The organism is Streptococcus oralis, from assembly GCF_001579025.1.
Lineage (GTDB): Bacteria > Bacillota > Bacilli > Lactobacillales > Streptococcaceae > Streptococcus > Streptococcus oralis_X.
In genome coordinates this window covers 1,284,085-1,291,082 of sequence record NZ_KQ970235.1, presented here as the reverse complement: position 1 = coordinate 1,291,082, position 6,998 = coordinate 1,284,085, and the positions used below count along the sequence as shown (strand labels likewise).

Annotated in this window: 8 protein-coding genes and 1 riboswitch; of the genes, 4 read left to right on the top strand and 4 right to left on the bottom strand. The window is 43.8% G+C overall.

The window, feature by feature from the left end; genetic code table 11:
• The 4 genes from SORDD27_RS06160 to SORDD27_RS06145 form a co-directional block, all read left to right on the top strand.
• Positions 1 to 727, top strand: a 727-nt coding sequence (locus tag SORDD27_RS06160) for a galactokinase (RefSeq protein ID WP_081103386.1), incomplete at its 5' end; no start/stop codon positions are given.
• Between the two features lie 11 nt (positions 728 to 738).
• Positions 739 to 1,398 carry an HAD family hydrolase gene (locus SORDD27_RS06155; RefSeq protein WP_061427986.1) on the top strand — a complete coding sequence of 220 codons (660 nt, stop codon included), beginning with the start codon at positions 739 to 741 and terminating at the stop codon, positions 1,396 to 1,398.
• Positions 1,395 to 2,882: a UDP-glucose--hexose-1-phosphate uridylyltransferase gene (locus tag SORDD27_RS06150; protein WP_061427985.1), complete on the top strand. Its 1,488-nt coding sequence runs from the start codon at positions 1,395 to 1,397 to the stop codon at positions 2,880 to 2,882. Before SORDD27_RS06155 ends, SORDD27_RS06150 begins: the two co-directional genes overlap by 4 nt.
• 69 nt (positions 2,883 to 2,951) lie before the next feature.
• Entirely contained in the window at positions 2,952 to 3,356 is a 405-nt protein-coding gene (locus SORDD27_RS06145; RefSeq protein ID WP_000651198.1) for a PaaI family thioesterase, read from the top strand.
• A gap of 32 nt (positions 3,357 to 3,388) precedes the next feature.
• Here the strand turns inward: SORDD27_RS06145 and SORDD27_RS06140 are convergent, their stop codons facing one another.
• From SORDD27_RS06140 to SORDD27_RS06125, 4 genes are all read right to left on the bottom strand, one after another.
• Complete coding sequence (locus tag SORDD27_RS06140) at positions 3,389 to 4,651, bottom strand: nucleobase:cation symporter-2 family protein (protein ID WP_001171650.1); 1,263 nt, start codon at positions 4,649 to 4,651, stop codon at positions 3,389 to 3,391.
• Positions 4,651 to 5,232, bottom strand: coding sequence for a xanthine phosphoribosyltransferase (locus SORDD27_RS06135; protein WP_061427984.1), 582 nt, complete (start codon positions 5,230 to 5,232; stop codon positions 4,651 to 4,653). The genes SORDD27_RS06140 and SORDD27_RS06135 overlap by 1 nt, the downstream gene beginning before the upstream one ends.
• A gap of 359 nt (positions 5,233 to 5,591) precedes the next feature.
• Positions 5,592 to 5,687, bottom strand: a riboswitch (purine riboswitch).
• Positions 5,688 to 5,818: 131 nt separating this feature from the next.
• Positions 5,819 to 6,205: a bleomycin resistance protein gene (locus tag SORDD27_RS06130; protein WP_061427982.1), complete on the bottom strand. Its 387-nt coding sequence runs from the start codon at positions 6,203 to 6,205 to the stop codon at positions 5,819 to 5,821.
• A gap of 11 nt (positions 6,206 to 6,216) precedes the next feature.
• Positions 6,217 to 6,998, bottom strand: a 782-nt coding sequence (locus tag SORDD27_RS06125) for an exodeoxyribonuclease III (protein WP_231069312.1), incomplete at its 5' end; no start/stop codon positions are given.

Here is a 6,998-nt window from a genome sequence, read left to right as displayed (position 1 = left end):
AAAACTAGACCGTTTGGATTTGGTTAAAATCGGAAAACAAACAGAAAATAACTTTATCGGAGTCAACTCTGGTATCATGGACCAGTTTGCTATCGGTATGGGTGCTGACCAACGTGCTATTTACCTCGATACCAATACGTTAGAATACGACTTGGTGCCGCTTGATTTGAAGGACAATGTCGTTGTCATCATGAACACCAACAAACGTCGTGAACTGGCGGACTCTAAGTACAATGAACGCCGTGCTGAGTGTGAGAAAGCAGTGGAAGAATTGCAAGTTGCCTTGGACATTCAAACCTTGGGTGAACTAGACGAGTGGGCTTTTGACCAATACAGCTATCTGATTAAAGACGAAAATCGTTTAAAACGTGCTCGACATGCTGTGCTTGAAAACCAACGTACTCTTAAAGCTCAAGCAGCACTTCAAGCAGGTGATTTGGAAACATTTGGTCGTTTGATGAATGCTTCTCACGTTTCTCTAGAGCATGATTATGAAGTAACTGGCTTGGAATTGGATACCCTTGTTCATACGGCTTGGGATCAAGAAGGTGTTCTCGGTGCTCGTATGACAGGGGCAGGTTTTGGCGGCTGTGCCATTGCCTTGGTGCGAAAAGATGCCGTTGAGGCTTTTAAAGCAGCTGTTGGCAAGCACTACGAGGAAGTAGTTGGATACGCTCCAAGCTTCTATATCGCTGAAGTTGCAGGTGGAACTCGCGTTTTAGACTAGGAGAGAAGTAAATGGACGCTGTAATATTTGATTTAGATGGCTTATTAGCTAATACTGAGATCATTTCTCTAAAAGTTTATCAAGAATTGCTTGAAGATTTTGGAATTCCTTTCACAGAAGAAACATATTCTAGAGAATACAGTGGACATAGGGAAGAGGAGAATGTTCAACGATTTTTAGATACCTATGATTTACCTTGGAACTTTGACCAAACCTTGGAAAAAGTTTATGAACTGGAAGCTCGAATATTAGCCAAAGGTGTAAATTTAAAAAAAGGTGCTAAAAATTTGCTTGCTTTTTTGCAAAGAGAAGGTATTCCAATCGCTCTAGCAACTTCAAGTGTTGAATCTAGAGCTAGAATGATTTTGGATAGTAATGGTATACTGTCCCTATTTGACCATTTAGTTTTTGCAAAAGATGTAAAGCGAAGCAAACCTTACCCTGATATATTTTTAAAGGCCTGTAGTGATTTGAATGTTTTACCAGAGAATTGCTTAGTATTAGAGGATAGTGAAGCAGGGATTGAAGCAGCGTATAGAGCTGGGATACCAGTTATTTGTATTCCAGACTTGAAAATGCCAGCACAGTCTTTCTTAAATAAAACAGAACAAGTTTTTCAGGATTTAGATGCTGTCAGAGACTATTTAGAAAGTAAGAAGGAGAATCAATGAGTCAAGGAGTTCTAGATGCATTTATCACGGAAGTCATTGCTGAAAGTTCATTTGAGGAAATGGATCGAATCTACCTGACCAATCGTGTCTTAGCACGAGTGGGAGAAGGTGTTTTGGAAGTTGAGACTGATCTAGATGAGTTGATTGACCTCAAGGACCAGTTGGTCGAGAAAGCGGTTCGATTAGAGACGATTGAGGATAGTCAGACTGCGCGTGAAATCCTCGGTGCTGAACTGATGGACTTGGTGACCCCTTGTCCAAGTCAGGTTAATCGTAACTTTTGGGCAACCTATGCCCAGTCACCTGAGCAGGCGATAGGGGATTTTTACCAGCTCAGCCAGAAAAATGACTACATCAAGCTTAAGGCCATTGCTAAAAATATTGCTTATCGCGTTCCATCTGATTACGGAGAACTTGAGATTACCATCAATCTGTCTAAACCTGAAAAGGATCCGAAAGAGATTGCGGCGGCCAAGTTGGTACAAGCTAGCAATTATCCCCAGTGTCAGCTTTGTCTAGAGAACGAAGGCTACCATGGTCGAGTTAACCACCCAGCTCGAACTAACCACCGCATTATCCGTTTTGAAATGGCTGGTCAGGAGTGGGGCTTCCAGTATTCGCCCTATGCTTATTTTAATGAGCACTGTATTTTCTTAGACGGCCAGCACCGTCCCATGGCCATTAGTCGTCAGAGTTTTGAGCGCCTGCTGGCGATTGTAGAGCAATTTCCAGGCTATTTTGCAGGTTCGAATGCCGACCTTCCAATCGTGGGAGGCTCTATTCTGACTCATGATCACTATCAGGGAGGCCGTCACGTATTTCCTATGGAATTGGCTCCCTCGCAAAAGACTTTCAGATTTACTGGATTTGAGCAGGTCAAGGCTGGGATTGTCAAGTGGCCTATGTCAGTGCTACGTTTGACCTCGGATTCTAAAGAGGATTTGATCAACTTAGCTGACAAGATTTTGCAGGAATGGCGGCAATATTCAGACCCTGAAGTACAGATTTTGGCAGAGACAGACGGGACACCACACCATACCATTACCCCCATTGCCCGTAAACGCGATGGTCAGTTTGAGTTGGATTTGGTCTTGCGAGACAATCAGACATCGCCAGAGCATCCTGATGGTATCTATCATCCCCACAAGGATGTTCAACATATCAAGAAGGAAAATATCGGCTTGATTGAGGTCATGGGCTTGGCAATCTTACCACCTCGTTTGAAAGCAGAAGTGGAGCAAGTCGCCAGCTACCTCGTGGGAGAAGAAGTCTCAGTTGCCGACTATCATCAGGAATGGGCAGACCAGCTCAAAGCCCAACATCCGGACCTAGCAGATAAAGAAAAAGCCCTTGAAATCGTCAAGGACTCTGTGGGTGCTATCTTTGCGCGCGTTTTAGAGGATGCTGGGGTTTACAAGCAGACGGAACAAGGACAGGCAGCCTTTATGCGCTTTGTAGAACAGGTCGGAATTTTGCCAGACTAGGATCTTTCTCCTTGCACAGTCTTATAAAAAGTAGTATCATAGTGTCGTTTGAACTATCGGGAGGAAACGATGAAAGATTTTCATTTTGATGCTATATCTGCCTTTGAAAATTACGAAATTGAAAAAATGAGAGATGGTCATGTTGTGGTGACGACCAAAGTGGTGGACTCGTCGCTCAACTACTATGGCAATGCCCATGGTGGCTATCTCTTCACCCTTTGTGACCAGATCAGTGGTCTAGTGGTCATCTCGCTAGGGCTTGATGGGGTGACACTCCAGTCCTCTATCAACTACCTCAAGGCTGGAAAACTCGACGATGTGTTGACCATTAAAGGAGAATGTGTCCATCAAGGTCGCACAACCTGTGTCGTGGATGTGGATATTACCAATCAAGAGGGCAGAAATGTCTGCAAAGCCACCTTTACCATGTTTGTCACAGGTCAGCGGTCAGAAGACAGACAGGTGAGGATATAGAGAAACAAAAAAGAGGCTCGCACCTCTTTTTCTTATTTCTTTTTCCGGTTTAATACTGCATTGAGGACAATGGCCAGTAGGCTGGCTACGACGATTCCGTTTGAGAAGAACATTTGGAAGGCTGTCGGCATGCTGACAAAGAGATTACTGTTATTTAGACCTACACCAGCAGCGATTGAAACAGCTGCGATAAGGAAGTTGTGTTCATTGTTAGCAAAGTCAACGCGGGCAAGGATTTGCATCCCTTGAAGGGAAACAAAACCAAACATCACCAGCATGGCCCCTCCAAGGACAGGGCTTGGAATAATTTGGGCGAGCGCGCCAAACTTAGGAAGGAGTCCAAGGAGGACTAGAAAACCAGCTGCGTAGTAGATTGGCAGACGGGTCTTGATACCTGACAATTTAACCAACCCAACGTTTTGTGAAAATCCTGTGTAAGGGAAGGTGTTAAAGATTCCTCCGAGAAGGACAGCTAAACCTTCTGCACGATAACCGTTGCGTAGGCGCGTGCTGTCGATTGGGTCATTAGTAATATCAGACAAGGCCAGATAAACACCGGTGGACTCAACCATAGAGACCGTTGCGATGATACACATCATGACAATAGAGGAGATTTCAAAGGTTGGCATTCCAAAGTAGAGGGGGGTAGGAACATGGACAAGTGGTGCTGCCGCAACAGGGGAGAAATCAACCAAGCCCATAGTGGCAGCAATGGCAGTTCCGACAACCAGACCAATCAAAATGGAGATAGACTTGATAAATCCTTTGGTAAAGATGTTAATCAAGAGGATAATTAGAACAGTGATTGCAGCAAGCAAGAGACTTTGACCAGTTGGCTCTGGGACATTATTTCCCATATTTCCAATAGCGACAGGAATCAAGGTTAAACCAATCGTGGTAATGACAGAGCCTGTTACGATAGATGGGAAGAGATTGGCCACTTTTGAGAAGATGCCTGAAATCAGAACTACATAAATCCCTGAAACGATAAGGGCACCAAACATAGCACCGCTACCGTGGCTTTGCCCAATCATAATTAAAGGAGCGACGGATTGGAAGGCAACTCCGAGAACAACTGGTAGCCCAATTCCAAAGTATTTATTGAGTTGGAGTTGGAGGAAGGTGGCCACCCCACACATGAAGATATCTGTGGAGATTAGGTAGGTCAACTGCTCAGCTGAATAGCCAAGAGCTGTCGCAATCATGATAGGAACTAGGATAGATCCTGAGTACATGGCTAGTAGGTGCTGCAAGCCAAGAACCGCAGCTTGCGAGTGTTTTTCTTGTTTTTGCATTAGAGATCTGCCTCCTTAAATACGACCTGACCATTTTCGAAACGATCCAAGCGAGCCAGTGATAGGACTGGATACCCTGCTTTTTCAAGCAAATTACGACCATCCTGAAAAGATTTTTCAATCACGATACCAATAGCTTCGACTTTTGCTCCAGCTTGTTCGATGATTTGGATCAAGCCTTTGGCAGCTTGGCCATTGGCTAGGAAATCATCGATAATCAAGACCTTATCATCTGGTGAGAGGAATTTCCCAGCGATGGAAACGGTGCTGGTCACCTGCTTGGTAAAGGAGTAGACTTGGGCAGTTAAGATTCCTTCATTCATGGTGATGTTTTTAGCTTTCTTGGCGAAAATCATAGGAACATCTAAGGCTTCGGCAGTAAAAATGGCTGGGGCAATGCCTGACGCTTCAATGGTTACGACCTTGGTAATGCCAGCAGAAGCGAATTTGTCCGCAAATACCTTACCAATCTCTCGCATCAAGCTAAAGTCAACTTGGTGGGTTAAAAAGGAATCCACCTTGAGGATGTTGTCACCCAAGATATGCCCATCCTCAAGGATGCGCTCTTCTAATAATTTCATAAGACCTCCTAAAGTCTAAAAGATGCTTCATTTGCTTGTTTAAATGTTTCTATAGTGATTTAGTTTGCTAATAATGTATATGTATAATACTAGTGCGAGCGAAGCGAGTTTTACTAGATATTTCCCGCTGTAGTGGTATCATATACAATAATCTTGTTATTGTATATGACGGGATTTTTGAGACTTTGGGCTCAAAAATTAGGGATGAAATTCCGAAGGAAGTTGCTCCCGTCCGCACTAAATAAGGGAAATATTAAAAATATTATATTTAACCTTGAAGGCTAGCCTTAGCAAAATACTAAAAAAGGACCTACTTAATCCCCTAAGTAAGTCCCCAAAATAGGCATGGCCAAAACCATACCTCAAGCTGACATACTCATTGTTAGGTGTTCCGGCACCTTGTAGAAACGTCGTGCCAATTCACGACATAAACAAGTAAAATGATATTCAATTTTAAATAGGCCGCTGCCAATGTTTTTATTTTACACCAATTAGCTTTATAAATCAAATATTTTGTTAGTAAATAGATCATAAAAACGAACGAAAAAGCCTACAAGGCTAGATAGTATTGTAGACTTCGATTATTCTATTCGCTAAATCTTAGAAAATAACCATCTGGATCCAAAACTGCAAATTCGTGAGGATAGATGTAGTGATCCCCAACACGAAATGTTCTCTTAGTCAAAGGACGATAAATAGGATAGTTGTCCTCCAGCAGTTTTTGGTGGAGCTGAGGGGCATCTTCAATACCAAAGGAAATATTGACACCGCGCCCGAAAGGATAGGTTAGTTGGGCTAATTCTTCTGTGCTGCCTTCTTCTAGCATAAGTTGGCAGTCTTCAAGCGAGAGGAAGAGAAATTTCTCCTCTGGACGCTCGTATTCGACAGAAAATCCCAGCAAGTCGCAGTAGAAGTGGCGTGACTTTTCGAGGTCAGATACTACAAATTCAGGAATGACAGCTTGATAGTCCATTAGTTTTCTCCTTAGAGCTCAATCTCCATGACAATGGGCGTATGGTCTTGACGCGCACCCGAGTCAATCATGTCAGACTTGGTCACCTTGTCAGCCACACGGTTGCTAGTGAGCCAGTAGTCGATTCTCCAGCCTGTATTGTTGATTTTAGAAGTCTTGCTGCGTTGCGCCCACCAGGTATAACGCTCTGGGACATCGCCGTGAATATGACGGAAGGTGTCAGTAAATCCAGTTGCCAAAAGGTTGGTAAAGCCAGCACGTTCCTCGTCTGTAAAACCAGGTGAACGGCGGTTGCTGGCAGGATTTGCAAGGTCGATTTCCTTGTGAGCTACGTTGTAGTCTCCAGTCGCAAGGACTGGTTTTTCTTTGTCTAGTTGCGCCAAATACTCAGCATATTTGACATCCCAGACTTGACGTTCTTCCAAGCGTTTCAAACCATCACCAGCATTTGGAGTGTAAACTTGGGTCACGAAAAATGTATCAAATTCCAAGGTGATGATGCGGCCTTCCAAATCCATGGTAGAAGGAGCCCCGATTTCTGGGAAGCTAATCGTTGGTGTGAGTTCTTTCTTATAGAGGAACATAGTTCCAGCGTAGCCTTTGCGAGCAGGTTCTTGAGAGGAACGCCAAGTGTTTTCATAACCTGGGAAGAGTTCTTCAAGTACTTCTAGGTGTTTTTTTGTAGGCCCTTTTGCAGAAAGCTTGGTTTCCTGGATAGCAATAATATCAGCATTTTCGGCTACCAAGGTTTGTAGGACTTCTTGGGACAATTTTGCACGAGCTGAGTCGCTCG